Raw genomic sequence first — 25,426 nt, 5'->3', positions numbered from 1 at the left:
AAATTTACAACAGCCGCTTCGAAAACCCTATTTTAACCATATCAGGTTGAAATTCTGCCACCTTCGCCATCTTGGTGGAAGCGAACATTGCGCGGACGGCTCCCCCCGGCCAGATCCGACGGAGGTTGGAATGAATTTTTCGAAGACTGGCCCCTTTTCCAGAACTGGCCTTCTGGCCGTAGCGCTGGCCGCGCTGGTTGCGAGCGGCTGCTCGACTTCGCGCTTCTCGTCGATGGACGACCAGCAGCCGGCGCCGCTGACGCCGGCGCCTTCCGGCACGGTGACGCAGAATCAGTTGCCGCCGCCGGCTTCTCCCGGCGCGTCGCAATTCCCGACCGCTCCGAAGAACACCCAGGTCGCCGCGCTGCCGCCGGACGGTACGGCGCCCGCCGGCGCCGCCGATCTCACCGCGGCCAGCGTCGCCGGCGTGTGGAACGCCAATGTCTCCGGGCAGAGCTGCAAGGTGGCGACGCCGCAGACCAAGTTCGGCGCCGGCTACCGCGCCGGCCCGTTGCACTGCCCGGCTCCGATCGACGGCATCAAGTCGTGGAATGTCGCCGGCAAGCAGCTGACGCTCTACGACGAAAACGGCGGCACGCTGGCCAGGCTCTATTCCTCGGGCGGCGAAAAGTTCGACGGCCAGACTTCCAGCGGCCAGCCCATCTCGCTTACAAGGTAAGGGTATGCTGATATTCAGGTGATGCCGGCCTGCGAATGGCGGCTTCCTGCGCTTCCGGCCTTCGCCGGCCGAAGCACTTATGACTGGCGCGGAAGTCAAATTGAGGCTATGGCCGGCGTAGGCCGGTGCTCACGTACTTCAAATACGCTCCGCTCCGGTTCTCGGAAGCCACCATTCTCGGCTCGGCCTGACCTGAATCTCAGCACACCCTTGGCGCCTTTCTTAGAGCATTCTGCTCGATATAAATGACGTGATCCATGCATCTGCGCGACGGCATCCAGACCCATGCGACCGTCAGGCAGCGCTACGACCATCTGGTTGAAAGCGGCGTGGTCGCGCGCGACCCGGCGCAGGAGCGTATCGTCGCCGCGCTCGACCGGTTGATCGAAGAGATCTCGGCCAAAAGGCTGGCGCAGAAATCGAGCGCGCTGGGCTGGCTGTTCGCGGCCAAGCGGCAGCCGCGCGAGCCGGTCAAGGGCCTCTACATCCATGGCGGCGTCGGTCGCGGCAAGACCATGCTGATGGACATGTTCTTCGAGCTGCTGCCGGTCCGGCGCAAGCGCCGCGTGCATTTCAACGACTTCATGGCCGATGTGCAGGACCGCATCCAGAAGCACCGGCAGGCGCGCAAGGACGGCTCGGTCAAGGAGGACGACCCGATCCCGCCGGTGGCCCGCGCGCTCGCCGACGAAGCCTGGGTGCTGTGCTTCGACGAGTTCTCGGTCACCGACATCGCCGACGCGATGATCCTGTCGCGCCTGTTCTCGGCGCTGTTTGCCAGCGGGGTGGTGCTGGTTGCCACCTCCAACGTGGCGCCGCAGGACCTCTATCGCGACGGGCTGAACCGCCAACTCTTCCTGCCATTCATTTCGCTGCTGGAACGCAATGCCGAGGTGATGACGCTGGATGCCGACAAAGACTACCGGCAGGAAAAGCTCAACCGCCAGCCGGTCTACGTCACGCCGGACAATGCTGCGGCCGACCGCGCGCTGGACGACGCCTGGAAGGCGATGACGCATGGCCAGCCGACCGGCGAGGTGACGTTGACGCTGAAAGGCCGCCATCTCGTGGTGCCGCGCGCCGCCGGCGATGCGGCGCGCTTTTCCTTTGCCGACCTCTGCGAAAGGCCGCTCGGCGCGCGCGACTATCTGGCGATCGCCGGCCGATTCTCGACCGTCTTCATCGACCACGTGCCGGTGCTGGGCGAAGGCAAGCGCAACGAAGCCAAGCGCTTCATCCTCTTGATCGACACGCTCTACGACCACCGCATGCGGCTGGTGGTGAGCGCGGCAGCGCCGCCCGAAGGGCTCTACACCGCCAGGCGCGGCACGGAGGTGTTCGAATTCGAGCGCACCGCCTCGCGCCTGGTCGAGATGCAGAGCCGCGACTGGCTGGACGGCTGGGCGGAACGGCGGGAGGGTGAGGCGGCGGCCGCGGAGGCAAGGCAGGCGCAGGGATAGGATATTGTTTCGCCACTCCCTTTGCATCGTGGGAGGTTGGCGAAATCCAGCGCGACAGCGTGAAGCGGCGGCGTATCCCTCGTCATTCTAGGGTCTGCGCGCGTCGCTTCGCTCCTGCTCCGCCCTAGAATGACGAGGGACAGGTTGACGGGACAGCGACCCCGTCTGGCGTACCGGGCATCTCCCCTTTCGGATCCTCGGGGGACCGGACATCCGCATCACAAGGGCGTCATCGCCGGGATAAAGCCTTCTGATTTCGACGTTCATTGTGTAAATTCTCCTCATTGGGCTTGAAAACTTTGACGTTTACGTAATTCCCAAATCATCTAACCGATTGAAAACACTAGCTCCAAAATAATCGTTTGAATTTCTTCCGTGCCGGAGTTATTCGGTGCGGCTAAATCTCGCGGTTTCCCCGCATCCTTTCGGCCTCCCCGGCCACGTCACGGTCTCGTCACAGACAAAGGGAAAACATCCTCACATGGCACGCAACAAGATAGCGCTCATCGGCTCGGGCATGATCGGCGGCACGCTCGCCCATATGATCGGCCTCAAGGATCTCGGCGACGTGGTGCTGTTCGATATCGCCGAGGGCATTCCGCAGGGCAAGGGCCTCGACATCGCGCAGTCGTCGCCGGTGGACGGCTTCGATTCCCGGCTGACCGGCGTCAACGATTATGCCGGCATCGAGGGCGCGGATGTCTGCATCGTGACCGCCGGCGTGCCGCGCAAGCCGGGCATGAGCCGCGACGACCTGCTGGGCATCAATCTCAAGGTCATGGAACAGGTCGGCGCGGGTCTCAAGAAATACGCGCCGAAGGCCTTCGTCATCTGCATCACCAACCCGCTCGACGCCATGGTCTGGGCGCTGCAGAAGTTTTCGGGCCTGCCGAGCAGCCATGTCGTCGGCATGGCCGGCGTGCTGGACTCGTCGCGTTTCCGCTACTTCCTTGCCGAAGAGTTCAAGGTTTCGGTCGAGGACGTCACCGCCTTCGTGCTCGGCGGCCATGGCGACTCGATGGTGCCGATGATCCGCTATTCGACGGTGGCCGGCATCCCGTTGCCCGACCTCGTCAAGATGGGCTGGACCTCGAAGGAGAAGCTCGACCAGATCGTGCAGCGCACCCGCGATGGCGGCGCCGAGATCGTCGGCCTGTTGAAGACCGGCTCCGCCTATTACGCGCCGGCTGCTTCGGCCATCTCGATGGCCGAATCCTACCTGAAGGACAAGAAGCGCGTGCTGCCCTGCGCCGCGCACCTCTCCGGCCAGTATGGCGTCAAGGGCACCTATGTCGGCGTTCCGGTGGTGATCGGCGCCGGCGGTGTCGAGCGCGTCATCGAGATCGACCTCTCCAAGGCCGAGCAGAAGATGTTCGATTCCTCGGTCGCGGCCGTTCAGGGCCTGACCGAGGCCTGTACCAAGATCGCCCCTCATCTCGCCGGCAAGTAATCTCGCCGGCAAGTAATCGCGGAGACCAAGCGCATGAACATCCATGAGTATCAGGCCAAGGCGTTGCTGAAGACGTTCGGCGCGCCGGTAGCAAGCGGCGTTCCGGTGTTCAAGGCAAGCGAGGCGGAAGCCGCCGCCAAGGCGTTGCCCGGCCCGCTCTATGTCGTGAAGAGCCAGATCCATGCCGGCGGCCGCGGCAAGGGCAAGTTCAAGGAGCTCGGCCCCGACGCCAAGGGCGGCGTGCGGCTGGCGAAGTCGGCGGCCGAAGTGGTCGCCAACACCAACGAGATGCTCGGCCACACGCTGGTCACCAAGCAGACAGGCCCCGCCGGCAAGCAGGTCAACCGCCTCTATATCGAGGACGGCGCCGACATTGACCGCGAGCTCTATCTGTCGATCCTGGTCGACCGCTCCGTCGGCCGCATCGCCTTCGTCGTGTCGACCGAGGGCGGCATGGACATCGAAACGGTCGCGCACGATACGCCCGAAAAGATCGTCACCGTCGCCATCGATCCGGAAAAGGGCGTGACGGCCGATGACGTGAAGAAGCTCAACGCCGCGCTGAAGCTGGACGGCGATGCCGCCAGGGACGGCGGCACGCTGTTCCCGATCCTCTACAAGGCCTTTGCCGAGAAGGATATGAGCCTGCTCGAGGTCAATCCGCTGATCGTCATGAAGGACGGGCACCTGCGCGTGCTCGACGCGAAAGTGTCGTTCGACAACAACGCGCTGTTCCGCCATCCGGACGTGATGGAACTGCGCGACACCACCGAAGAGGACGAGAAGGAGATCGAGGCGTCGAAATACGACCTCGCCTATGTCGCGCTCGACGGCAATATCGGCTGCATGGTCAACGGCGCCGGCCTTGCCATGGCGACGATGGATATCATCAAGCTCTACGGTGCTGAGCCGGCTAACTTCCTCGACGTCGGCGGCGGCGCTTCGAAGGAGAAAGTGACGGCGGCGTTCAAGATCATCACCAAGGACCCGGCCGTCGAAGGCATCCTGATCAACATCTTCGGCGGCATCATGAAATGCGACGTCATCGCCGAGGGCGTGATCGCCGCGGTCAAGGAAGTCGGCCTGAAGGTGCCGTTGGTGGTGCGCCTCGAAGGCACCAATGCCGAACTCGGCAAGAAGATCATCAACGACAGCGGCCTCAACGTCGTGTCGGCCGATGATCTCGACGACGCGGCCAAGAAGATCGTCAAGGCGGTGAAGGGCTAAAGCGGATGCCTCCGCGCAAGATAAACCTGGTCGAGGCCGCGGACGCGAAGATCGCCAAGGTCTTCGATCCGCATATCGCCGGCGACGTCAATGACAGCCAGGCCAAGGTCGCCAAATTCGGCGAGGCCTTCGACTGGCACGCGCATGACCACGAGGACGAGGCCTTCCTCGTGCTGCGCGGCAGGATCGCCATCGATTTTCGCGATGGGCCGGTCGAGCTCGGCGAGGGCGATTTCATCGTCGTGCCGCGCGGCGTCGAGCACCGGCCGCGTTCGCTGAGCCTGGAGCCGGTTGTGCTGATGTTCGAGCCGGCGACGACCTTGAACACCGGCAATGCCCGGAGCGACCTCACCGTCACCGATCTCAAGCGGCTCTGAGTTATGAACGCGGCGTCCTTCTCCTCCCTCTCGGCCGATCACCAACGCCTGCAGGCATTGGTCGGCGCGTGGCGTGGCGAGGAAGACGTCGCGGCCACGCAATGGACCGATGCCGGCACGGCGACCGCGGACGTGCTGGCCGAGGCGCAGTTCGGTGGCCTGTTCGTGGTGCAGCGTTATCGCCAGCGCCGCGACGGCACGATCTCGTTCGGCTCGCACAATGTGTTCGGTTTCGACCAGCAGAACAGCCTCGTCACCATGCACCAGTTCGACTCGATGGGGTTCGTGCCGATGTCACCGGCCACCGGCAGCTGGAACGGCAACGAGCTTACTCTCGAACGGTCGTCGCCGCGCGGCGCCGCCCGCGTGACGTATGGCTTTGACGGCGCCGACACCTATCGCATGAAACTCCAGTTCAAGACCGCCGGCAGCGATGCCTGGCAAGACATGGTGAGCGGCCTTTACCGGCGCGGTTCGCCTTCCGAGATGAAGGCGGGCTGACCGATGGAGATCGAGGTGGTTGAAGAATTGCACATAATCACACATATTAGCCCTGTGTATTTATGTGTAGTCGGACGATGAAGAACGTCACCCTGGCCATCGACGAAGCTCTGCTGGAAAAGGCGCGCGGCCTTGCCGGGCGTCGGCAGACCACGCTTAACGCCCTTGTTCGTTCCTTGCTCGCGCATGAGGTCGAGCAGGAAGACCGGATTGCCTGGGCCAAGGCGGGAATGAAGCGGCTTATGGACGAGGCCGCGAAACGGAGCGACAGCGCCGACACCCCTTACAAGTGGGATCGAAGGGACGCCTATGCCGACCGGGAAGATCGACTGCTTTCTCGACACGAACGTCCTGATCTACGCGGCTTCGGAGAAGAATCGTGATCCGCGCCGTGCGCCAATCGCCGAAGAGCTCATTTCGCGAACCGTCTTTGGCGTTTCGGGGCAGACCTTGGCTGAATTTGTCGCCGTGGCGCGAGGAAAATCGCTCGTCGGCGACGATCTGCTCGATCAATGGCTGGTATTCCTCGGAACCTACCCGTTGGCGCCTGTCGATGAAGGCTATGTCCGTTCGGGATTGGACCTCGCGCGGCGCTACGGCATTCACTACTACGACGCCGCGCTGCTCGGAGCGGCAGAATATCTCGGCGCGCCGATTTTCTACACCGAAGATCTCAACCACAATCAGATCTACGGCTCGGTCCGAGCCGTCAATCCTTTCTTGTAATCGCTGAATTCAGAGGCGTTCCCACCCATGTCCATTCTCATCGACAAGAATACCAAGGTTCTGGTTCAGGGTCTGACCGGCAAGACCGGCACGTTCCATACCGAGCAGGCGCTGGCCTATCACGGCACCAAGATGGTGGGCGGCATCCATCCGAAGAAAGGCGGCGAGACCTGGATCGGTTCCAAGGGCGAGACCCTGCCGATCTTCGCCACCGTTGCCGAGGGCAAGGAAAAGACGGGCGCCAACGCCTCCGTCATCTATGTGCCGCCGGCGGGCGCCGGTGAAGCCATCATCGAAGCGATCGAGGCCGAGATCCCGCTCATCGTCTGCATCACCGAAGGCATACCGGTGATGGACATGGTCAAGGTCAAGGCGCGGCTCGACCGCTCCACTTCGCGGCTGATCGGACCGAACTGCCCGGGCGTGCTCACCCCCGACGAATGCAAGATCGGCATCATGCCCGGCAACATCTTCCGCAAGGGCTCGGTCGGCGTTGTTTCCCGCTCGGGAACACTTACCTATGAGGCAGTCTTCCAGACCACCAATGTCGGCCTTGGCCAGACCACCGCGGTCGGCATCGGCGGCGACCCGGTCAAGGGCACCGAGTTTATCGACGTTTTGGAGATGTTCCTCGCTGACGACGAAACCAAGTCGATCATCATGATCGGCGAGATCGGCGGCTCGGCCGAGGAAGACGCCGCGCAGTTCCTCAAGGACGAAGCCAAGCGCGGCCGCAAGAAACCGATGGCGGGCTTCATCGCCGGGCGCACCGCGCCGGCCGGCCGTACCATGGGCCATGCGGGCGCCGTGATCTCCGGCGGCAAGGGCGGCGCGGAAGACAAGATCGCGGCGATGGAATCGGCCGGCATCAAGGTTTCGCCGTCGCCGGCAAGGCTTGGCACGACGCTGGTCGAGGCGATCAAGGGTTAAGCGAATAGTGAGTAGCGAATAGCGAATAGGGAAAACAGAGTAACGACGCGACTCCAGGGAAATTCCCTACTCGCTATTCGCTATTCGCTTCAAAAAGGAGACGGAGCAAGGCTCCGCTAAAACGACATGGCAAGACAAGATCAGGCCAACGACCAATTCTCGCTCACCTCATTCCTCTACGGCGGCAATGCCGATTACATCGACGCGCTCTACGCGGCCTATGAAGACGATCCGGCTTCCGTCGATCCAGAGTGGCAGGATTTCTTCGCTGCGCTGAAGGATGACGCGGGCGACGTCCGCAAGAACGCCAAGGGCGCCTCCTGGGCGAAGCCTTCCTGGCCGCTCACCGCCAATGGCGAGCTGGTCTCGGCGCTCGACGGCAATTGGGGCCTGGTCGAAAAGGCGATCGAAAAGAAGGTGAAGGAAAAGGCGGTCGTCAACGGCGCCGTGCTTTCCGACGCCGACGTGCACCAGGCGACACGCGATTCCGTGCGCGCCATCATGATGATCCGTGCCTACCGCATGCGCGGCCATCTGCATGCCAATCTCGATCCGCTCGGCATCGCCAAGCCGCTGGAGGATTATAACGAGCTGTCGCCGGAGAATTACGGCTTCACCGAAGCCGATTACGACCGGCCGATCTTCCTCGACAATGTGCTGGGGCTCGAATTCGGCACCGTCCGGCAGATGCTGGATATCCTGACCCGCACCTATTGCTCGACGCTCGGCGTCGAGTTCATGCACATTTCCGACCCCGAGGAGAAGGCCTGGATCCAGGCGCGCATCGAAGGCGCCGACAAGGAGATCACTTTCACCGCCACCGGCAAGAAGGCGATCCTGTCGAAGCTGGTCGAGGCCGAGGGCTTCGAGCAGTATATCGACGTCAAGTACAAGGGCACCAAGCGCTTCGGCCTCGACGGCAGCGAATCGCTGATCCCGGCGCTGGAGCAGATCGTCAAGCGCGGCGGCCAGCTCGGGCTGAAGGAAATCGTGCTCGGCATGGCGCATCGCGGCCGCCTCAACGTGCTTTCCCAGGTGATGGCGAAGCCGCATCGCGCCATCTTCCACGAATTCAAGGGCGGCTCCGCGGCGCCCGACGAGGTCGAAGGCTCGGGCGACGTCAAGTACCATCTCGGCGCCTCGTCGGACCGCGAGTTCGACGGCAACAAGGTGCATCTGTCGCTGACCGCCAACCCTTCGCATCTGGAAATCGTCGATCCTGTGGTGATGGGCAAGGCGCGCGCCAAGCAGGACCAGCTTTCCGGCCGCGAGCGCGGCGAGGTGGTGCCGCTGTCGGAGCGCGCCAAGGTGATGCCGCTGCTGCTGCACGGCGACGCGGCCTTTGCCGGCCAGGGCGTGATCGCCGAGATCCTCGGCCTGTCGGGCCTGCGCGGTCATCGCGTTGCCGGCACGCTGCACGTCATCATCAACAACCAGATCGGCTTCACCACCAATCCGCGCTTCTCGCGCTCCTCGCCCTATCCATCGGACGTGGCCAAGATGATCGAGGCGCCGATCTTCCACGTCAACGGCGACGACCCGGAGGCGGTGGTGCATGCCGCCAAGGTCGCGACCGAGTTCCGCATGAAGTTCCACAAGCCGGTGGTGGTGGACATGTTCTGCTACCGCCGCTTCGGCCACAATGAAGGCGACGAGCCGGCCTTCACCCAGCCGATCATGTACCGCAACATCCGTACCCATAAGACGGTGGTGCAGGTCTATGCCGACCGGCTGATCGCCGAAGGCCACGCCACCCAGGCCGAGGTCGACAAGATGCGGGCCGACTGGCGCGCGCACCTGGAAGCCGAATGGGAGGTCGGCCAGAGCTACAAGCCGAACAAGGCGGACTGGCTGGACGGCGCGTGGTCGGGCCTGCGCACCGCCGACAACCAGGACGAACAGCGGCGCGGCAAGACCGCCGTGCCGGTGCGCACGCTGAAGGAGATCGGCAAGAAGCTGACCGAAGTGCCGAAGGATTTCGAGGCGCACAAGACCATCCTGCGCTTCCTCGAAAACCGCCGCCAGGCGATCGAATCCGGCGAAGGCATCGATTGGTCGACGGCCGAGGCGCTGGCTTTCGGCGCCATCCTGCTCGACGGCAATCCGATCCGGCTCTCCGGCCAGGATTCGGAACGCGGCACCTTCTCGCAGCGCCATTCGGTGCTTTATGACCAGCGCGACGAGAACCGCTATATCCCGCTCAACAATCTGTCGGCGGCGCAAGCAGGCTACGAAGTCATCAACTCGATGCTGTCGGAAGAGGCGGTGCTCGGTTTCGAATATGGCTACAGCCTTGCCGAGCCCAAGGCGCTGACGCTCTGGGAGGCGCAGTTCGGCGACTTCGCCAACGGCGCCCAGGTGGTGTTCGACCAGTTCATCTCGTCGGGCGAGCGCAAGTGGCTGAGAATGTCGGGCCTCGTGTGTCTCTTGCCACATGGCTATGAAGGCCAGGGACCGGAGCATTCGTCGGCGCGCCTGGAGCGCTTCCTGCAGCTCTGCGCCGAAGACAACATGCAGGTCGCCAACGTCACCACGCCGGCTAATTATTTCCACATCCTGCGCCGGCAGCTGAAGCGCGACTTCCGCAAGCCGCTGATCCTGATGACGCCGAAGTCACTGCTGCGCCACAAGCGGGCGGTTTCGACGCTGCCGGAGATGTCGGGCGAAAGCTCGTTCCACCGCCTGCTGTGGGACGATGCTCAGCTGCTGCCGAACCAGGCGATCAAGCTGGTGAAGGATTCGAAGATCCGCCGCGTCGTGCTGTGCTCGGGCAAGGTCTATTACGACCTCTACGAGGAGCGCGAGAAGCGCGGCATCAACGACATCTACCTCCTGCGCGTCGAACAGCTGTATCCGTTCCCGGCCAAGGCGCTGATCACCGAATTGTCACGCTTCCGCAATGCCGAGATGGTGTGGTGCCAGGAGGAGCCCAAGAACATGGGCGCCTGGTCGTTCATCGATCCCTATCTCGAATGGGTGCTGGCGCATATCGACGCCAAGCATCAGCGGGTGCGCTATACCGGCCGGCCGGCCTCGGCCTCGCCGGCGACAGGGCTGATGTCGAAGCATCTCAGCCAGCTCGCTGCGTTGCTCGACGACGCTCTCGGCGAATAGGGCGCTGGGCGAATAGAAGACCGGACGAAACAGACCTCCAGAAGACAACGGACAGGCACAATGGCTACCGAAATCCGCGTCCCCACTCTCGGCGAATCCGTCACCGAGGCGACCGTCGGCAAGTGGTTCAAGAAGGTCGGCGACGCGATCGCCGCCGACGAGCCCGTGGTCGAGCTCGAAACCGACAAGGTGACGGTGGAAGTGCCCGCCGCGGGCGCCGGAACGCTGGCGGAGATCGCCGTCAAGGAAGGCGAGACGGTCAATGTCGGCGCGTTGCTCGGCTCGATTTCGGCAGGCGGCGCGGCCGCCGCTCCGGCCACGAAGCCGCAGGCGGTGGCGCAGGCCTCGAGCCCGGATGCCGCTTCCACGGTCAAGCAGGCCGCCGCCGAGACCGCCAAGGTCGCCGGCGACGGCGGCCAGATCGAGCCACGTGCCATGCCGCCGGCGCCGGCCGCCGCGAAGCTGATCGCGGAACACAACCTTGCGGTCGACCAGCTCTCCGGTTCCGGCAAGCGCGGCCAGGTGCTGAAGGGCGACGTGCTCGATGCCATCGCCAGGGGTGCGCCCTCGCAACCCGCCGAGACGCCGAAGGCGGCTCCCGCGCCCGTCGTGGCCCGCGCGCCGTCCTCGGCCGACGATGCGCCGCGCGAGGAGCGGGTGCGCATGACCAAGCTGCGCCAGACCATCGCGCGCCGTTTGAAGGAAGCGCAGTCGACCGCCGCCATGCTCACCACCTTCAACGAGGTGGATATGAGCGCGGTGATGGCGCTCAGGGCCAAATACAAGGACGTGTTCGAGAAGAAGCATGGCGTGAAGCTCGGCTTCATGGGCTTCTTTACCAAGGCGGTGACGCATGCGCTCAAGGAGATCCCGGCGGTCAATGCCGAGATCGACGGCACCGACATCATCTACAAGAACTTCGCCCATGTCGGCGTCGCCGTCGGCACGGACAAGGGCCTGGTGGTGCCGGTGGTGCGCGATGCCGACCAGATGTCCATCGCCGAGATCGAGAAGGAGATCGGCCGGCTGGGCCTCGCCGCGCGCGACGGCAAGCTCTCGGTCGCCGACATGCAGGGCGGCACCTTCACCATCTCCAATGGCGGCGTCTATGGCTCGCTGATGTCGACGCCGATCCTCAACGCGCCGCAGTCCGGCATCCTGGGCATGCACAAGATCCAGGAGCGGCCGATGGTGGTCGGCGGCCAGATCGTCATCCGTCCGATGATGTACCTGGCGCTCAGCTACGACCACCGCATCGTCGACGGCAAGGAGGCGGTGACCTTCCTGGTGCGCGTCAAGGACAGCCTGGAGGACCCCGAGCGGCTGGTGCTCGATCTGTGATCGGACCGGTCGCGCCGTGAGCGGCTGGCTGGAAAGGTTCGGTTTCAAGCTCGGCCGAGTGGCGCGGGGTTCGATGCGGGTGTTCCGGCGCAGTATCGTACCGCTTGGCCTCTCCGCCGCCATCCCGTCGATAGCAGTCGCCGCCGACTGGGATCCGGCGACGGCCAGCAGCAATTTCGGCATCTTTGCGCTCAGCGACGCGCAATTGGCGGAGCGCAAGATCACCGCTACGCCGATCGGCGAGCTCGAACTTCCGACCGGCGAGATCATCGCCTGCGATCCTCTGATCACGACCGACGACTGGCCGGCGCTGAGCCGCAGGGTGAAGCCCGGGCGCTACCCGGTCACGCTGTTCGAGGCGCAGGGTCGCGTGGCCGCCGCATTCCTCCGCTTCCGTTCCGGCGTGCCGGTGCGCTGGGAGCTCGCAACCTTGCCCGACCAGGACGTTTCGACGCTGAATGGCGACGAAATCTTCGGCTATCCCGTCGATGCCGGCCTCGGCTCGTTCATGGACAAGGCCGCGATGGCCTTGATGTCGGCCGCGCAGGACAAGCTCAAACCCGATCAGAACTACTATGACGATGTGCTGGCGGCCGAGTTCGCGCCCAACCAGGACCGGTTCGTCATGCATCATCCGGCCGCCGGCAATCCGGTCAACATCGCCATGTTCTGGAGCGGCTGGGGCGATGGTTTCTACCCGTCCTTCTGGGGACTGGACGCAGCCGGCGAACCGCTGGTCTTGATGACCGATTTCGGCGTGCTCGAAAACGCCGATGGCCGCGAGGGCGAGCAGGCCAACTGATGACGAACGCCGCCTCGCCCATGATCGGATTTGTGGCCGGGTCGCTGGCTCTCACAGCCGTGGGCTCCAGCGCCCAGGCGGCCTGTCCGATCCAGCTTGCCGTCTATGGCGAGGCGCAGAGCGGCGCCGAGATCGATTTCACCCCGACCGGAACCTCGGCGACGATCACCAACACTTTCCGCATGATCCTCGACAACAATGTCGTGCTCGACGGCATCGCCATGTGGACTGAGGGCAGCGCCGCGCGGCCGCACGGCTCTTTGATGTACAAATGCCCGACCGGCGACGTCACCGGCGAGGAGCTTGCAGCCTGCACGGTCTGGGAAGGCGTCATCTACAGCGCCGATGAGAAGGGCACGATCGGCCTGCTCCCGGCCGAAGGCGCGGGCGCGCCGAAAAGCCTGATCTTCCCCGATCTCGGGCCGTCGCTCGAAATGTCGGCCGCTTATGGTCCCGCCGGCTTTTCGAAAGTGCCATGGGACACATTCGTGCTGAAAGGCTGCCAGGAATGAACGGCGACAAGAAAACGCTGCTGGTCAGCGGCGGCAGCCGCGGCATCGGCGCCGCCATCTGCCGGCAGGCGAGCCAGGCCGGCTACCGCGTGGCGGTCAACTACGTCTCCAACCAGGCGGCGGCCGATGCGCTGGTCGCCGAGTTCAAGGCCGGCGGCGGCGATGCCGTTGCCGTCAAGGGCGACGTCGGCAACGAGGCCGACGTGATCGCGATGTTCGACGCGGTGGACCGGGTCTTCGGCCGGCTCGACGCCTTCGTCAACAATGCCGGCATCGTCGACGTCAAGGCGCGCGTCGACGAGATGAGCGCGGCGCGGCTGGAGCGCATGATGCGCATCAACGTCGTCGGCTCCTTCCTTTGCGCGCGCGAAGCGGTGAAGCGCATGTCGACGCGGCATGGCGGCAAGGGCGGCGCCATCGTCAACCTGTCCTCGGCGGCAGCCAGGCTCGGCTCGCCCGGCGAATATGTCGACTACGCCGCCTCCAAGGGCGCGATCGACACCATGACCATCGGGCTCGCGCGCGAGGTGGTGCTGGAAGGCGTTCGCGTCAATGCGGTCAGCCCCGGCATCACCGAAACCGAAATCCACGCCTCCGGCGGCCAGCCCGACCGCGTGGCGCGGATGCAGGATCTGCTGCCGATGAAACGCGCTGGCACGCCGGATGAAGTCGCGAGCGCGGTTCTCTATCTTCTGTCGGATGCGGCCTCCTATATAACGGGCGCGATCCTGAATGTGAGCGGCGGCCGCTAGAGCAATTCCAGGAAAAGTGCCCAGCGGTTTTCCGTCCGGAATTGCGTAAGAAGAAACAACCTGGAGCGGTTCGATCTCGAACCGCTCCAAAGCCCGGTAAGAAGGACACCATCATGGCATATGACGTCGTAATCATCGGATCGGGACCGGGCGGCTATGTCTGCGCCATCAAGGCGGCGCAGCTCGGCCTGAAGACGGCGGTGGTCGAGAAGAACGCCACCTTCGGGGGCACCTGCCTCAACATCGGCTGCATTCCCTCGAAGGCGCTGCTCTATGCGTCCGAGATGTTCGCCGAGGCCGGCCATGCCTTCGATACGCTCGGCGTCGAGGTCGGCGCGCCGAAGCTCAATCTGAAGAAGATGATGGCGCACAAGGACGCGACGGTCGCCTCCAACGTCAACGGCGTTGCCTTCCTGTTCAAGAAGAACAAGATCGATTCCTTCCGCGGCACCGGCAAGGTGACCGGCGCCGGCAAGGTTTCGGTCACCGGCGAGGACGGCAAGGTCGAGGAGATCGAGACCAGGAACATCGTCATCGCCACCGGCTCGGACGTCGCCGGCATTCCGGGCGTCAAGGTCGATTTCGACGAGAAGGTGATCGTGTCCTCCACCGGCGCGCTGTCGCTGGCCAACGTGCCCGCCAACCTCGTGGTCGTCGGCGGCGGCGTTATCGGGCTGGAGCTCGGCTCGGTGTGGGCCAGGTTGGGAGCAAAGGTCACGGTGGTCGAGTTCCTCGACAGTATCCTCGGCGGGATGGACGGCGAAGTGTCGAAGCAGTTCCAGCGGCTGTTGTCCAAGCAGGGTTTCGAGTTCAAGCTCGGCGCCAAGGTCACCGGTGTCGCCAAGGCCAAGAAGGGCGCCAGCGTCACCTTCGAGCCGGTAAAGGGCGGTGCCGCCGAAACCATCGAGGCGGATGTGGTGCTGGTCTCTACCGGTCGCCGTCCCTATGCCGACAGCCTTGGGCTCAAGGAGGCCGGAGTCGAGATGGACGAGCGCGGCCGGGTCAAAACGGACGGCCATCTCAGGACCAATGTGCCCGGCATCTACGCCATCGGCGATGTGATCGCCGGGCCGATGCTGGCGCACAAGGCCGAGGACGAGGGCGTGGCGGTGGCCGAGACGATCGCCGGCCAGGCCGGCCATGTGAACTATGACGTCATCCCGAGCGTCGTCTACACCAGCCCGGAGATCGCCTCGGTCGGCAAGACCGAGGAGGAACTCAAGAAAGCCGGCATCGACTACAAGGTCGGAAAATTCCCGTTCAGCGCCAATGGCCGCGCGCGCGCCATGCTGCACACAGACGGTTTCGTGAAGATCCTGGCCGACAAGGCCAGCGACCGCGTGCTCGGCGTCCATATCGTCGGCTTCGGCGCCGGCGAGATGATCCACGAGGCGGCGGTGCTGATGGAGTTCGGCGGCTCCTCGGAAGACCTCGCCCGCACCTGCCACGCGCATCCGACGATGTCGGAGGCGGTGAAGGAAGCGGCGCTGGCGACGTTCTTCAAGCCGATTCATATTTGACCGCAGGTTAGGCGCCGAACACAGCGCTTCGTCATGTATGGACGGCCCCTCTTAGGCAAGAGGCAAAATAGCGGCGGCGGCGCAAGTCTGGAGCGGTCATGTATTCGGCCTTTAGTGCGGTCGCTTTCGATGACCGCTGGCCCGCAAGGGTTACGCGGATCGAGTTCCAATCATTCTAGCGCGCTTTGTATCGCGATGACGAAGGCGGAGTGTCCCGATCCAGGTCCTGACCATTTTGCCGTGCTGCCTTTTGCTCCTTACGCTGTTAAGGGCCTCGATTGCGGTTAAGCCGCAGCTGGTGCCCTGTATTGTTGTCCCGATTGCAGCATGGCCCAGATGATGCGGGCGGTCTTGGCGGCCTGGGCGACGACGGCGACCTTGACCGGCCGCCTGGCCAGCAGGCCGCGAACCCAGGGCGAGCCCTTGTCGGGTTTGGCCCTGACCTGACGCAGCCAGGAACTGGCGCCGAGAATGAGCAGCCTTCGCAGGTCCCTGTCGCCGGCGCGGCTGATATGGCCCGTCAAGCTGTGCTTGCCGCCGGTGTCATGGCTTTTGCGGGTCAGGCCGACCCAAGCGGCGAAGTCCCTGGCCGAGGCGAACTGACGGCCGTCGCCGATGGCTGCGATGGTTGCATGCGCGATGATCGGGCCGACGCTCGGGATCGTCGTCAGCCGCAAGGCCGCTTGCTGCTGCCTGACCTGAGCCAGGATCTGCTTGTCCAGCTTGCCGATCTCGCCATCCAGCGCCCGCCATTGCCCGGCCAGAGGCGTCAAGCAAAACAGCAGCGCCGCGGGGATGGCTTCATCGGCTGCCTCGATGCGCTGCAGCAGGGCTTCGATGCCCGCAGCTCCCTTGGCGCTTGTCTGGCCCATCTCGTAGAGCAGGCCGCGCATGGCGTTGGCCAGTTGCGTGCGCTGGCGCACCAGAAGGTCACGCGTGCGGTGCAGCGCCCGGGCCCATTGCTGTTCGATCGTCTTGATCGGCACGAAGCGCATCTTCGGCCGGCTCACCGCTTCGCAACAACCGTCTGCGTCGCGTGCATCGTTCTTGTTGCGCGGCACATAGGGCTTCACATAGGCCGGCGGCATCAGCTTGACCTCATGGCCAAGCGCTTGCAGCGTGCGGCCCCAATGATGAGCCGAGCCGCAGGCCTCCATGCCGATCAGCGCCGGCGGCTGCGCGGCGAAGAACTTCTCCACCTGCGCGCGGCGCAGCTGACGCTGCACCACCACCTGCCCGCTCGCATCCACGCCGTGGACCTGAAACACATTCTTGGCCAGATCGATTCCAAATCTGATAACTTGCATGACGGACGGTCTCCTCCGCTGGGGTTTCAATAACGGCCAGCTTGGCACATTCGATGCCGCAAGGGGCCGTCCACCCATCATCCTAGGGCGGAGCAAGGAGCGAAGCGACGCGCGCAGACCCTAAAGCGCGTCGCGCTGAACCGGATTCAGGCGACGCGCTTCAAGTCTTTGTTTTGATGCATGTCGTTGTCCCAGACCCGCTGCACACTTCTGGGCGACATGCATTAGGATCCATGCCGCGACGCTAAGGCGTTGCAACGATTACAGAATTCTGCACCGTTGCACCCTATGGCAACGGTCACGGCATGGATACTCGGGTCAAGCCCGAGTATGACGAAGGCGCTGGGAGCTCAGTTCGCTGTTACCGAAAATGAAAACGGCCCGCCTTTCGGCGGGCCGTTCGTCGTCAAGCTGTAGCCTGATTACTGAGCCGGCGCAGGTGCCGGAGCCGGCGCAGGTGCAGGTGCCGGAGCAGGTGCTGGTGCTGGTGCTGGTGCCGGAGCGGGTTCTGGCGCCGGGGCCGGGGCGGGCGCTGGGGCCGGTTCGGCTGGCTTCATCGGCTCGGCCGGAGCAGGCGCTGGGGCCGGCGTGCTCGCGGCCGGCGGCTCAGCCGGGGCCGGGGCATGCTCGCCGCCGCTTCTGCCAAAGACATAATACGCAACAATGGCCAGGATAATGACAACTAGGGCGATCAGCCACCCGCTGCCGCCGCCACCCGACTTGGGAGGCGTGCTCGAAGGGGTGAAGGGGTCGTTAGGGTTCGCCATGAAACGTGTCCTCCTTGGATGAAAGCATCAAAATAACAGCCATCAACGCGCGGATCCCGCAATGGGTTTCACACGGACGGACCGAAAGCGCTGAAAAACAGGCGTTTTCGGGCCCGCCAACCGCCAGGCGACTCAGTTGACGACGGTAACACTATACCCTGCCTTGCGAAAATCCTCGACCAGTCCTTCCGGGCCGGGCAGATGCATGGCGCCAACGGCCATGAAGACGTTGCCTTTGGCCAATATCGGCCCGGCATGCGCCGCCATCACCTTGTTGCGGCTGGTGATCATGGTCTGCTCGAAGGCGGCATAGCCGGCCTTGTCGTCGGCCGAGTCCGGCAACACGGCCCGGAACAGCGGCCAGAACATGCCGACCTCGCCTCGCTGGTAGAGCACGATCATCGTCTCGTTGACGTCGTTCACCTTGTCGCCGAGCTTCATCGTCTCGACCAGGCTCTTCATGTGGAATTCGAGCGGCAGCGAGGCCATGGCGCGTAGCTGATCGACAGCGGTTTCGAGCCCTTCGACGTCTTTTCCCGAGGCCTTCGCGTCCGACGCGAGCTTGACGTCCAGCACCGGTTCGCCGGCGGTCTGGCGCGCCACCTCGCAGGCCGGCAACGCCATCATCGCCGACAGGATCCACGGCTTCATCTTGGCAACCGTCGCCGGCGGAATGCCGCGGGCGTCGAGCCCCTTGTCCAGCGCCGCCGCATCCTCAGGTGACAACAACGACGACAGCGTGGTGTTGTCGGTGAACATCATCAGCCCGGGTTCGCTGGCCATCGCGGCCATCATCTTGGCCTTGTCGAGCGCGTCGGTGGTCTCGATGATGATGGTGCTGGCGCCGTCATAGGCCTTTTGCGCGGCAGCCGGCAGCGTGGTGACGCGCGTGTCGGTCATGTGCATGGTGCCGAACAGGTAGGACGGTTTTTCGCCCGGCTTCTCCAGCTTCCACAGCAGGCCTTCGCCGTTGGGAACGGCCGTCGCCTCGGTCTCGACCTTCCTGAACGCCACGGGATCGTTCTTTTCCAGCGTGGTCAAAAGATCGGTGCCGGCGCAACTGGGCGCTTCGGCATGCGCCCGGACGGCGAGCAGCAGAACGGCGATGAAAGACAGGAAAAACAGCAGGTTGAGCGCCGCAAGCAGCTTCAACGAAACAAGGACCGCGCGGTCGGCGATGGCGATGACGCGTTTCATGAGGAAGCGTCTTAGCGATGAAAAGCGGCAAAACGGTTAACTGGTGGGGTGAAATTGTTTGCGGTGCGGTGCCCTTGGTGGTTAGCGGAAACGCCCATCGGGTCGTCATCCGCCCTAGAATGACGAAGTCCGGAGGGCTCAGGATGCCTCAGAGGCTATCACGCCCTCGGATGCGCCCGCTCGTAGATGTCGAGCAGCCTTGCCGTGTCGACGCCGGTATAGATCTGGGTGGTCGACAGGCTGGCGTGGCCGAGCAATTCCTGGATGGTGCGCAGGTCGCCGCCACGGCCGAGCAGATGAGTGGCGAAGGAATGGCGGAGCGCATGCGGCGTCGCGGTGTCCGGAAGGTTCAGCGCCGAACGGAGCTTCGCCATCTCGCGCTGGACGATGGCCGGGTTGAGCGGGCCGCCACGGGCACCGCGGAACAGCAGGCCCTTTGGATCGATATGGAAAGGGCAGAGCCGGCGGTATTCGGCGACCGCGCGCAACGCGACAGGCAGCACCGGCACCAGCCGCGTCTTGCCGCCCTTGCCGGTGACGCGCAGCACGGTATCGGCCTCCGTTGCGATGTCGGCGCCGGTCAGGCCGAGCGCCTCTGAGATGCGCAGACCGGAGCCGTAGAGCAGCGTCAGCACTGCGGCGTTGCGGGCGGCGATCCATGGCTCTTCCGCCAGTTGGCCCTCCATCGCCACGACCTGCTTGGCGTCGCTTGCCGTCAGCGGCTTGGGCAGCGATTTCGGCTGGCGCGGCGCGCGCAGTGCCGCCGCACCCGCCGCGTTGGCGAGACCTCGCCGTTCGAGATAGCGCAGCAGCGAGCGGACACCGGCAAGGCCGCGCCCCAGCGTGCGGGCGCCGGCGCCTTCATTGCGGCGCGCGGCGAGGAAGCCGCGCAGGTCGGCGGGGCGCAGGTCGGCGATGTCGGAAATGCCTGGCGGGCCGCCGCGGTGTCCGGTCAGGAAATGCAGGAACTGGCGCGTGTCGCGCTCATAGGCCTCGACCGTTTCCGGCGACAGCCGGCGCTCGCGCGCCAGCATCTTCAGCCAGGTCTCGCGCGCCGCCTGAAGGTCGGGTTTTGCCGGGATGAGGAATTGCTGCATGGCGGCAGTTTCAGGCATGCGGGTTAGGAAGCGGTGAACAGGCCGTCATTGAAATGGCGGCTTCAGGGGGTTAGAGCAGGGCAAAGGAAGTGGCGCCGATGTCGAAGCTCGAAAACCCTGTACAGATGGCCGTCATCGGTGCCGCGCACGGCATCAAGGGCGAGTTGCGGGTGAAAACCTTCACCGGCGATCCGATGGCGCTGGCCGATTACGGCCTGCTTCATGCCAAGGACGGCCGCACCTTCCAGATCATGGATATCAGGCCGGCGGGCACCGTCGTCGTCGTGCGCTTCAAGGGCATCGGTGACCGCAATGCCGCCGAGGCGTTGGCCGGCACCGAGCTTTTCGTCGACCGGTCGGTGCTGCCGGACGACGGCGAGGAGGACGAGTTCTACCACGCCGATCTCATCGGCCTCGATGTCAGGGACGATACGGGTGTCATCGGTAAGGTCGTCGCCGTGCATAATTTCGGCGGCGGCGACATCCTCGACGTCACGCTCGCCGGCCGCAAGGGCGTGCTGATCCCGTTCACGCAGGCCGCGGTGCCGCATGTCTCGATCGCCGACGGGTTCGTCGAGATCAATCCGCTGGCGGCGGGACTGGTCGATGACGAGGAAAGCGAGGCGCCGAGCCGCTCCGGTTTCGATCCGAAAGGCAGGCCGCGCGGACCGAAGGATGCCGGGGGCAACCGTTGAGCTTTGCCGCCTCGGTGCTGACGCTCTATCCGGAGATGTTCCCGGGCGCGCTTGGCCTGTCGCTGGCTGGCCGGGCGCTGGAGGCCGGGACATGGTCGCTGCAGGCGATCCAGATCCGCGATTTCGCCACCGACAAGCACCGCACCGTCGACGACACGCCGGCCGGCGGCGGCGCCGGCATGGTGATGCGAGCCGATGTGCTGGCCAAGGCGATCGACCACGCCTCGCCGCCGGACGATCCGCGCCCGCGCCTGCTGATGAGCCCGCGCGGCAAACCGTTGACGCAGGCGCGCGTGCGCGAGCTGGCCGATGGTCCGGGCGCCGTGATCCTGTGCGGCCGCTTCGAAGGCGTCGACCAGCGGGTGATCGATGCGCGCGGGCTGGAGGAAGTTTCCGTCGGTGACTTCATCCTGTCGGGCGGCGAGCCGGCCGCACTTGTGCTGCTCGACGCCGTGGTGCGGCTGTTGCCCGGCGTCATGGGCAACGCCGTCTCGGGCGAGGAGGAAAGTTTCGAGAACGGCCTGCTCGAGCACCCGCACTATACGCGGCCGCAGGAGTTTGAAGGCAGGCCGATCCCCGAGGTGCTGATTTCCGGCAATCACAAGAAGATCGCCGAATGGCGGCGCGCCGAGGCCGAGAAGCTGACGCGCGAGCGGCGGCCGGACTTGCTGGGCGTTCAGCCCTTGGTGAAATAGTAAAACGCCAGAAATAGGCCGACGGCGACGACGAAGCCGCGCACGACGCCTTGCGGCACGCGCCTGGCGATCCAGACACCGGCATAGCCGCCGAGCGCGCCGCCCGGAATCATGACGATCGCTTGCGGCCAGGCGACGACGCCTCCCGAGGCGAAGACCAGGATGGCGATGGCCGCGATGACCACGGCCAGCATGTTCTTCAGCGCATTGAGCCGGTGGTAGTCACCGGCCTGCGTCAGGCCGAGCGTCGCCAGCATCATCACGCCCATGCCGGCGCCGAAGAAACCGCCATAGACGGAGGTCGCGAACTGGGCGAGCGAACCGGCGAATGAGCCGAGCGAGGCCTTGTGCTCCGGTCCGGCCGCGGGCTTCAGCCACGGTCCGGCGGCGAACAGCGCGGTCGCGGCGATGAGCAGCCAGGGGACTAGGGCGCGGAACGACGGGTTGGACAGCGCAAGCAGGATCAGCGATCCCGCCAGCGCGCCGCAGGCGGAGATCACGCAGAGCAGCAGCGCCTGGCGCCAGAAATGCCTTAGGTCGTCGAGATAGGCGAGCGTCGAGGTGATGTAGCCGGGAAACTGCGTCACCGAGGAGGTGGCGTTGGCGACGATCGGCGGCACGCCGACTAAAGTCATGGCGCCGAAGGTAACGAAAGTGCCGCCGCCGGCGACGGCATTGACCGCGCCGGAGACAAAACCCGCGAGAAACAGCAAGGCGGCATCGAACATGGTCATTGAGAAGACGTCTGGGAAATACACATTTCCCCGCTTAGAAAGCTTGCAAGGCGCGCGCAACCGGGCACGGCGGGAATATCATGGTGCCATCAGGTTCAAAAAATACGCGTCAAAGTCCTTGTTTTGATGCATGTCGCGGTCCTAGAACCGCGCACACTTCTGGGCGACATGCATTAGGGGCGTGACAAAGCGCTGAAATAGCTGTATGTGCCCGCCCGAACCGGAAGAACGATCTTCTGGACCCGTCAACAAGTGCGGTGTAGTCGTCCCTGCCCAATGGGCATAGCCGAGCGGTCAATGGAACTGCAAGGCGAACGCAGGACGCTCTGACTGTCGGAAGAACAAGAAGTGGATATTTGAGATGGATCTCATCCGTCAGCTCGAGGCCGAACAGGCCGCTAAGATCGAAGCCAAGCGCAAGCTGCCTGAATTCCAGCCGGGCGACACCGTGCGCGTCCAGGTGCGCGTCACGGAAGGCACCCGCACCCGCGTCCAGGCCTATGAGGGCGTCGTCATCGCCCGCTCCGGCTCCGGCTTCCAGGAGAATTTCACCGTTCGCAAGATTTCCTACGGCGAAGGCGTCGAGCGCGTTTTCCCGGTCTACTCGCCGATGGTCGAGGGCGTCGAGATCGTGCGCCGCGGCAAGGTGCGCCGCGCCAAGCTCTATTACCTGCGCGACCGTCGCGGCAAGTCGGCCCGCATTTCGGAAAACACCGGCGTCCGCGCCCGCAAGCTTAACGACGAAGAGCGCGATGCGCTGAACGCCGAGCGCGCCCGCATCGAGGCCGAGAAGGTTGCCGCCGCGCAGGCGCTGGCCGCCGAGACGGCCGCCAAGGAAGCCGCCGAGAAGAAGGCCGCCGCCGAGGCTGCTTCGGCCGAGGCCGCCTCAGCCGAATAAGGCTTCGTCGAAACAGATTTTGGAAAGGCGGCTTCGGCCGCCTTTTTTCGTTGTGCGGCTATGGCAAGCGTTCGGAATTTGATCGAAGTCTTCGCGAAGGGGATAGGTCAGCGTTCCTTCACACCCCTTCTGTCCTGCCCATCCTCCGCGGCGGCTACGCCGCAGCTTCGGAGGGTAAACCGAACATCTCCCCGCAAGGGGGGAGATTGGCAGCTTGGGCGCAGCGCCCTCCTTTCAAAGTCGACAATTGGCGAAAGCCGCGGTGACGTCCGATCTCCCTCCTTGCGGGGGAGATGGCCGGCAGGCCAGAGGGGGGTGCTGTCCCGCCAGCGTTTCGAATGTCTACGCTGCAGCAGCGCTTTGATCCACGGGTCTGCCCTCAGCTTCACGTCGCTCCGCCCGTGCATGATGACATCGGGGTTGCCTCTCATCCATCCGAGCATCAGACGGGGGCGCACATCGTGCCCTTGACAGGCAATTATCTTGTACGCTAAATAATCGTGTACAAATCAAATGGAGATCAAGATGTCGGCACTTTACAGCACCCAGGCTCACGTTACCGGCGGTCGCGCCGGTCACGGCGAGACCAGCGACGGCCTGCTCAAGGTCGATCTGGCGATGCCGAAGGAGCTCGGCGGCAAGGGTGGCGCCACCAATCCCGAGCAGCTTTTCGCCGTCGGCTACGCGGCCTGCTTCGAAAGCGCGGTGCGCTTCATCGCGCGCCAGCAGAAGCTGCCGCTGCAGGATGCTTCGGTGACGTCCACGGTCAGCCTCTATCCGAACGACCAGGGCGGCTTCAAACTCGGCGTCGCGCTGGCGGCTGAGATCAAGGGCCTTGATCAGGCGGGCGCCGAGGCGCTTGTATCGGAAGCGCACAAGATCTGCCCCTATTCCAACGCCATCCGTGGCAATATCGATGTGGCGCTGTCCACCACTGGACTGCCGGCAAAGGCAGCATGACCAGAACGATCGACACGAATGCAAGCAATACCCCGGTGGCAAATGCCGCCGGGACGATCGACGTGCCGCGCCTCGACCAGCAGCTTTGCTTCGCGCTCTATTCGGCAAGCGGGCTGATGACCAGGCTCTACCGGCCATTGCTCGATCCGCTCGGCCTCACCTATCCGCAATATCTGGCGATGCTGGCGCTGTGGCAGCATTCGCCGAGCACAATCGGCGAGCTCGGCGCAGCACTCGGTCTCGATTCGGCGACGCTGACGCCGCTGATCAAGCGGATGGAAGCGGGCGGCCTCGTCACGCGCCGCCGCGATCATGCCGACGAGCGCCGCGTGCTGGTCGAGCCGACCGCCAAGGGCCAGGCGCTGCGGGCGAAGATGAAGGACGTGCAGGAAGGGCTGAGCTGCGGCGTGCCGCTGGGGCGGGCCGAGCTCAAAGCCCTGCATGGCACGCTTACCCGCCTGGTCGCCGGGTTGCGCGAGGCCACGGCCGATCAGGACTGATCGCCGCAACGGCCGTCCTCGAAACCGTCGCTGAAGAGCATCGGATTGCGTATTGGCGTGGCCGCGGCAGTGCGGACCGGCTTGCAAGGCGCCTGCGGCAAGCTAAAGTCGGGCCGGATTTTCCTGGCCGCGAGAATTGCATCGCGGCCCTGCACCTTCGGAGATTTGTCATGACCAAGTCGAAACTGCTGCTGGCCGCCATGGTGGCCTGCTTGCTCGCCCCCGTCGCCGCGCTTGCCGACAGCCTGCCCGATCTCGGCGGCAAGAAGGTCGTGGTGGTGACGGAGAACGCCTATCCGCCGCTGCAGTTCATCGACAAGAAGACCGGCAAGCAGATCGGCTGGGAATATGACGCGATGGACGAGATCGCCAAGCGGCTGAACTTCAAGGTCGAGTACCAGAACACCTCCTGGGACGCGATGATCCAGGCGGTTTCCGACAACCAGTACAACATCGGCATGACCGGCATCACCATCAAGGACGACCGCAAGGAGAAGGTCGACTTCTCCGATCCCTACATGCGCTCGGAGCAGTTCATGCTGGTGCGCGGCGATGAAAGCCGCTTCACCGACGCCAAGAGCTTCGGCGCCTTCAAGGACGGGCTGATCGGCGCCCAGCCCGGCACCACGCCGTTCTACACCGCCGTCTACAGCGTGCTCGACGGCAATGAGCAGAACCCGCGCATAAAACTGTTCGAGACCTTTGGCGCGACCGTGCAGGCGCTGAAGACGGGCGATGTCGATGTGGTCTTGACCGACGGTACCGCCGGCCGGGGCTATGTCGATGCTTCCGAAGGCAAGCTGAAGCTGATCGGCGGGCCGCTCGGCACCGAGGACTTCGGCTTCATCTTCCCGAAGGGCTCGGACCTGGTCAAGCCGGTCAACGCCGCGATCGCCTCGCTCAAAGCCGACGGCACGTTGGACAAGCTCAACAAGAAGTGGTTCCTTGATTACAAGATGGGGCAGTAGGCGCTTTTGTTGCCAATGATGCGCGACAGTGGCGGGCCGAAGTCTCCAAAGGCCTCATTCCTTCACACCCCCCTCTGTCCTGCCGGACATCTCCCCCGCAAGGGGGGAGATTGGCAGCTTCACCGCTGGCGCATTTCCTCCAACGTTGGAGATTGGCGAAAGCCTACGCGACATCTGATCTCCCCCCTTGCGGGGGAGATGCCCGGTAGGGCAGAGG

General features: G+C 64.4%; 25 protein-coding genes. 21 read left to right on the top strand and 4 right to left on the bottom strand.

Annotated elements, in window-relative coordinates; translation table 11 throughout:
• The first annotated feature begins 130 nt into the window (after positions 1–130).
• From RFM98_RS12745 to lpdA, 15 genes are all read left to right on the top strand, one after another.
• Positions 131–679, top strand: a complete 549-nt coding sequence (locus RFM98_RS12745; protein WP_320309192.1) for a protease inhibitor Inh/omp19 family protein — start codon at positions 131–133, stop codon at positions 677–679.
• Positions 680–936: 257 nt separating this feature from the next.
• Positions 937–2,139 carry a cell division protein ZapE gene (gene zapE, locus RFM98_RS12740; protein ID WP_320309191.1) on the top strand — a complete coding sequence of 401 codons (1,203 nt, stop codon included), beginning with the start codon at positions 937–939 and terminating at the stop codon, positions 2,137–2,139.
• Positions 2,140–2,620: 481 nt separating this feature from the next.
• A complete protein-coding gene (gene mdh / locus RFM98_RS12735; protein ID WP_320309190.1) occupies positions 2,621–3,589 on the top strand; it encodes a malate dehydrogenase in 969 nt (322 codons plus the stop codon).
• Between the two features lie 33 nt (positions 3,590–3,622).
• Positions 3,623–4,816 carry an ADP-forming succinate--CoA ligase subunit beta gene (sucC, locus tag RFM98_RS12730; RefSeq protein WP_320309189.1) on the top strand — a complete coding sequence of 398 codons (1,194 nt, stop codon included), beginning with the start codon at positions 3,623–3,625 and terminating at the stop codon, positions 4,814–4,816.
• Positions 4,817–4,821: 5 nt separating this feature from the next.
• Positions 4,822–5,193, top strand: coding sequence for a cupin domain-containing protein (locus RFM98_RS12725; protein ID WP_320309188.1), 372 nt, complete (start codon positions 4,822–4,824; stop codon positions 5,191–5,193).
• A gap of 3 nt (positions 5,194–5,196) precedes the next feature.
• Positions 5,197–5,694, top strand: coding sequence for a DUF1579 family protein (locus RFM98_RS12720; protein ID WP_320309187.1), 498 nt, complete (start codon positions 5,197–5,199; stop codon positions 5,692–5,694).
• Between the two features lie 77 nt (positions 5,695–5,771).
• Positions 5,772–6,077 carry a hypothetical protein gene (locus RFM98_RS12715; RefSeq protein WP_320309186.1) on the top strand — a complete coding sequence of 102 codons (306 nt, stop codon included), beginning with the start codon at positions 5,772–5,774 and terminating at the stop codon, positions 6,075–6,077.
• Positions 6,004–6,420, top strand: a complete 417-nt coding sequence (locus RFM98_RS12710) for a PIN domain-containing protein (protein ID WP_320309185.1) — start codon at positions 6,004–6,006, stop codon at positions 6,418–6,420. Before RFM98_RS12715 ends, RFM98_RS12710 begins: the two co-directional genes overlap by 74 nt.
• Before the next feature lie 27 nt (positions 6,421–6,447).
• Positions 6,448–7,350 (top strand): succinate--CoA ligase subunit alpha, encoded by a 903-nt coding sequence (gene sucD / locus RFM98_RS12705; RefSeq protein ID WP_320309184.1) that lies wholly within the window; start codon positions 6,448–6,450, stop codon positions 7,348–7,350.
• 126 nt (positions 7,351–7,476) lie between these two features.
• The gene (locus RFM98_RS12700; protein ID WP_320309183.1) at positions 7,477–10,464 is read left to right on the top strand and encodes a 2-oxoglutarate dehydrogenase E1 component; all 2,988 of its coding nucleotides are present in this window, start codon (positions 7,477–7,479) and stop codon (positions 10,462–10,464) included.
• A gap of 60 nt (positions 10,465–10,524) precedes the next feature.
• On the top strand, positions 10,525–11,805 hold the full coding sequence (gene odhB, locus RFM98_RS12695) for a 2-oxoglutarate dehydrogenase complex dihydrolipoyllysine-residue succinyltransferase (RefSeq protein ID WP_320309182.1): 1,281 nt from the start codon (positions 10,525–10,527) through the stop codon (positions 11,803–11,805).
• Positions 11,806–11,878: 73 nt separating this feature from the next.
• Positions 11,879–12,607 carry a DUF4241 domain-containing protein gene (locus tag RFM98_RS12690; RefSeq protein WP_320309289.1) on the top strand — a complete coding sequence of 243 codons (729 nt, stop codon included), beginning with the start codon at positions 11,879–11,881 and terminating at the stop codon, positions 12,605–12,607.
• Complete coding sequence (locus tag RFM98_RS12685) at positions 12,607–13,119, top strand: hypothetical protein (RefSeq protein WP_320309181.1); 513 nt, start codon at positions 12,607–12,609, stop codon at positions 13,117–13,119. The genes RFM98_RS12690 and RFM98_RS12685 overlap by 1 nt, the downstream gene beginning before the upstream one ends.
• On the top strand, positions 13,116–13,871 hold the full coding sequence (locus RFM98_RS12680; protein WP_320309180.1) for an SDR family oxidoreductase: 756 nt from the start codon (positions 13,116–13,118) through the stop codon (positions 13,869–13,871). The genes RFM98_RS12685 and RFM98_RS12680 overlap by 4 nt, the downstream gene beginning before the upstream one ends.
• 113 nt (positions 13,872–13,984) lie before the next feature.
• A complete protein-coding gene (gene lpdA / locus RFM98_RS12675) occupies positions 13,985–15,391 on the top strand; it encodes a dihydrolipoyl dehydrogenase (protein WP_320309179.1) in 1,407 nt (468 codons plus the stop codon).
• A 284-nt stretch (positions 15,392–15,675) separates the two neighbouring features.
• Here lpdA and RFM98_RS12670 read toward each other — a convergent pair whose 3' ends face one another.
• The 3 genes from RFM98_RS12670 to RFM98_RS12660 form a co-directional block, all read right to left on the bottom strand.
• Positions 15,676–16,698, bottom strand: coding sequence for an IS110 family RNA-guided transposase (locus tag RFM98_RS12670; RefSeq protein WP_320309178.1), 1,023 nt, complete (start codon positions 16,696–16,698; stop codon positions 15,676–15,678).
• Positions 16,699–17,597: 899 nt separating this feature from the next.
• Complete coding sequence (locus RFM98_RS12665) at positions 17,598–18,662, bottom strand: TraB/GumN family protein (RefSeq protein WP_320309177.1); 1,065 nt, start codon at positions 18,660–18,662, stop codon at positions 17,598–17,600.
• A 158-nt stretch (positions 18,663–18,820) separates the two neighbouring features.
• On the bottom strand, positions 18,821–19,759 hold the full coding sequence (locus RFM98_RS12660) for a tyrosine recombinase XerC (protein WP_320309176.1): 939 nt from the start codon (positions 19,757–19,759) through the stop codon (positions 18,821–18,823).
• Between the two features lie 98 nt (positions 19,760–19,857).
• Between RFM98_RS12660 and rimM the strand changes: the two genes are divergently transcribed.
• Positions 19,858–20,454: a ribosome maturation factor RimM gene (rimM, locus tag RFM98_RS12655; RefSeq protein WP_320309175.1), complete on the top strand. Its 597-nt coding sequence runs from the start codon at positions 19,858–19,860 to the stop codon at positions 20,452–20,454.
• Positions 20,451–21,149, top strand: coding sequence for a tRNA (guanosine(37)-N1)-methyltransferase TrmD (trmD, locus tag RFM98_RS12650; protein ID WP_320309174.1), 699 nt, complete (start codon positions 20,451–20,453; stop codon positions 21,147–21,149). Before rimM ends, trmD begins: the two co-directional genes overlap by 4 nt.
• Here trmD and RFM98_RS12645 read toward each other — a convergent pair.
• Complete coding sequence (locus tag RFM98_RS12645) at positions 21,131–21,883, bottom strand: sulfite exporter TauE/SafE family protein (RefSeq protein ID WP_320309173.1); 753 nt, start codon at positions 21,881–21,883, stop codon at positions 21,131–21,133. The genes trmD and RFM98_RS12645 overlap by 19 nt on opposite strands.
• Before the next feature lie 361 nt (positions 21,884–22,244).
• Between RFM98_RS12645 and rplS the strand changes: the two genes are divergently transcribed.
• From rplS to RFM98_RS12625, 4 genes are all read left to right on the top strand, one after another.
• Positions 22,245–22,781, top strand: coding sequence for a 50S ribosomal protein L19 (gene rplS, locus RFM98_RS12640; protein WP_320309172.1), 537 nt, complete (start codon positions 22,245–22,247; stop codon positions 22,779–22,781).
• 525 nt (positions 22,782–23,306) lie between these two features.
• Positions 23,307–23,741, top strand: coding sequence for an organic hydroperoxide resistance protein (locus RFM98_RS12635; protein WP_320309171.1), 435 nt, complete (start codon positions 23,307–23,309; stop codon positions 23,739–23,741).
• Complete coding sequence (locus RFM98_RS12630) at positions 23,738–24,241, top strand: MarR family winged helix-turn-helix transcriptional regulator (protein ID WP_320309170.1); 504 nt, start codon at positions 23,738–23,740, stop codon at positions 24,239–24,241. Before RFM98_RS12635 ends, RFM98_RS12630 begins: the two co-directional genes overlap by 4 nt.
• Before the next feature lie 170 nt (positions 24,242–24,411).
• Positions 24,412–25,209 carry a transporter substrate-binding domain-containing protein gene (locus tag RFM98_RS12625; protein ID WP_320309169.1) on the top strand — a complete coding sequence of 266 codons (798 nt, stop codon included), beginning with the start codon at positions 24,412–24,414 and terminating at the stop codon, positions 25,207–25,209.
• The last annotated feature ends 217 nt before the right edge of the window (positions 25,210–25,426 follow it).

Source organism: Mesorhizobium australafricanum, from assembly GCF_033977265.1.
GTDB classification, from domain to species: domain Bacteria; phylum Pseudomonadota; class Alphaproteobacteria; order Rhizobiales; family Rhizobiaceae; genus Mesorhizobium; species Mesorhizobium australafricanum.
This window is presented reverse-complemented; position numbering and strand designations above follow the sequence as displayed.

Bases quoted from the DNA above. Each gene is read 5' to 3' on its own strand.
- RFM98_RS12745 (WP_320309192.1), top strand. From the start codon at position 131: ATGAATTTTTCGAAGACTGGCCCCTTTTCCAGAACTGGCCTTCTGGCC.
- zapE (WP_320309191.1), top strand. From the start codon at position 937: ATGCATCTGCGCGACGGCATCCAGACCCATGCGACCGTCAGGCAGCGC.
- mdh (WP_320309190.1), top strand. From the start codon at position 2,621: ATGGCACGCAACAAGATAGCGCTCATCGGCTCGGGCATGATCGGCGGC.
- sucC (WP_320309189.1), top strand. From the start codon at position 3,623: ATGAACATCCATGAGTATCAGGCCAAGGCGTTGCTGAAGACGTTCGGC.
- RFM98_RS12725 (WP_320309188.1), top strand. From the start codon at position 4,822: ATGCCTCCGCGCAAGATAAACCTGGTCGAGGCCGCGGACGCGAAGATC.
- RFM98_RS12720 (WP_320309187.1), top strand. From the start codon at position 5,197: ATGAACGCGGCGTCCTTCTCCTCCCTCTCGGCCGATCACCAACGCCTG.
- RFM98_RS12715 (WP_320309186.1), top strand. From the start codon at position 5,772: ATGAAGAACGTCACCCTGGCCATCGACGAAGCTCTGCTGGAAAAGGCG.
- RFM98_RS12710 (WP_320309185.1), top strand. From the start codon at position 6,004: ATGCCGACCGGGAAGATCGACTGCTTTCTCGACACGAACGTCCTGATC.
- sucD (WP_320309184.1), top strand. From the start codon at position 6,448: ATGTCCATTCTCATCGACAAGAATACCAAGGTTCTGGTTCAGGGTCTG.
- RFM98_RS12700 (WP_320309183.1), top strand. From the start codon at position 7,477: ATGGCAAGACAAGATCAGGCCAACGACCAATTCTCGCTCACCTCATTC.
- odhB (WP_320309182.1), top strand. From the start codon at position 10,525: ATGGCTACCGAAATCCGCGTCCCCACTCTCGGCGAATCCGTCACCGAG.
- RFM98_RS12690 (WP_320309289.1), top strand. From the start codon at position 11,879: ATGCGGGTGTTCCGGCGCAGTATCGTACCGCTTGGCCTCTCCGCCGCC.
- RFM98_RS12685 (WP_320309181.1), top strand. From the start codon at position 12,607: ATGACGAACGCCGCCTCGCCCATGATCGGATTTGTGGCCGGGTCGCTG.
- RFM98_RS12680 (WP_320309180.1), top strand. From the start codon at position 13,116: ATGAACGGCGACAAGAAAACGCTGCTGGTCAGCGGCGGCAGCCGCGGC.
- lpdA (WP_320309179.1), top strand. From the start codon at position 13,985: ATGGCATATGACGTCGTAATCATCGGATCGGGACCGGGCGGCTATGTC.
- RFM98_RS12670 (WP_320309178.1), bottom strand. From the start codon at position 16,698: ATGCAAGTTATCAGATTTGGAATCGATCTGGCCAAGAATGTGTTTCAG.
- RFM98_RS12665 (WP_320309177.1), bottom strand. From the start codon at position 18,662: ATGAAACGCGTCATCGCCATCGCCGACCGCGCGGTCCTTGTTTCGTTG.
- RFM98_RS12660 (WP_320309176.1), bottom strand. From the start codon at position 19,759: ATGCAGCAATTCCTCATCCCGGCAAAACCCGACCTTCAGGCGGCGCGC.
- rimM (WP_320309175.1), top strand. From the start codon at position 19,858: ATGTCGAAGCTCGAAAACCCTGTACAGATGGCCGTCATCGGTGCCGCG.
- RFM98_RS12645 (WP_320309173.1), bottom strand. From the start codon at position 21,883: ATGACCATGTTCGATGCCGCCTTGCTGTTTCTCGCGGGTTTTGTCTCC.
- rplS (WP_320309172.1), top strand. From the start codon at position 22,245: ATGGATCTCATCCGTCAGCTCGAGGCCGAACAGGCCGCTAAGATCGAA.
- RFM98_RS12635 (WP_320309171.1), top strand. From the start codon at position 23,307: ATGTCGGCACTTTACAGCACCCAGGCTCACGTTACCGGCGGTCGCGCC.
- RFM98_RS12630 (WP_320309170.1), top strand. From the start codon at position 23,738: ATGACCAGAACGATCGACACGAATGCAAGCAATACCCCGGTGGCAAAT.
- RFM98_RS12625 (WP_320309169.1), top strand. From the start codon at position 24,412: ATGACCAAGTCGAAACTGCTGCTGGCCGCCATGGTGGCCTGCTTGCTC.